Genomic DNA, 972 nt, shown 5'->3' with positions numbered 1-972 from the left:
ATGTCCGGCCCCGCAAAACACGCCGCACAGCTCACCCGCATGGACGCGGCGCGGCGGCAGACGCAACATCAACTGGATCTGGTCGATCGCCAGATCACGCGCCGAATGACTGCGCTCATTCCGCTGCTCGGCCGACGCCAGCCGGGCTGCCGTCGCGGCAAGGCTCCGGCGTGTGGCGCTTTCCTTGAGCGCTATCGGGCCAATCTCGCGGCGCTGACCGCCGAGCGCCAGTCGGAGGTCGATGCGCTTACGCGCAAACTTGCCCGACAGGACGCCGCCATCACGGCTCTCCGGGCACGCCACCGGCCGCCTCCGCGACCGGCAGAGGGCGGGGATGGTGGCTCAATGGCAGAGGGACGCTCATGAGCACGATAGGCGAACTCGAGCGACGGGCGGGCATTGGTCCCACGTCCCAGGAACGGACCGCGTTCTGGATCMAGTTCCATCATCTCGAGGGGGCTGAATGCTTGAAAGCAGGCGTAGCGGAGCTMCGCAGGCTGATCGCCGAAAAGGAGGCAACGCCGACCCCAGTAAGCAAGATCGCCACAACGCGGCCCAAGCGAGAAAAGCTGCCGCCGCTGACTGAAGACGAGGTGCAGGTGATCCAGGCTTATGCCGCCAAGCACGGCCGGCGATGGAAGAGCGTTCTCAACCATGTCTGGATGGGCGGCGCACCATATGACGACGGGGGCACGTTGCGGCGCCTGCGCAATTCGCACGGTCCGTCCTGGCTTCACACCTATCGTCTGCCGAAGCCGCGCCCGGACGAAAATGCCGTTTCGGAGTGCCAGCCGGACGTATTGGAAACCTGATCCACCCGTCAGTGTGCAGGGCTCCTGCGTCCAGCTCAGCCCCTGTAATACCCAATGCCGCGACCGCCTCTCTGGCGGTTGCGTGTGAGCCGGATCCGCGCAGCGGCACTCCACGAGCGGCCGCCTGCTTCAGGTGGGATCCGAGGGCTGCGGCTCGCTG

General features: G+C 66.3%; 2 protein-coding genes. Both read left to right on the top strand.

Features of this window, described 5'->3' with window-relative positions; all coding sequences use genetic code 11:
• A partial coding sequence (locus QD357_RS32555) for a hypothetical protein (RefSeq protein WP_183940241.1) occupies positions 1-366 on the top strand: 366 nt, incomplete at its 5' end.
• Positions 367-467: 101 nt separating this feature from the next.
• Complete coding sequence (locus tag QD357_RS32550) at positions 468-812, top strand: hypothetical protein (protein WP_414126121.1); 345 nt, start codon at positions 468-470, stop codon at positions 810-812.
• The last annotated feature ends 160 nt before the right edge of the window (positions 813-972 follow it).

Source organism: Rhizobium sp. BR 317, assembly GCF_047445835.1.
GTDB classification, from domain to species: domain Bacteria; phylum Pseudomonadota; class Alphaproteobacteria; order Rhizobiales; family Rhizobiaceae; genus Rhizobium; species Rhizobium paranaense.
The sequence above is the reverse complement of the archived record's forward strand: the minus strand, read 5'-3'. Positions and strand labels throughout refer to the sequence as shown.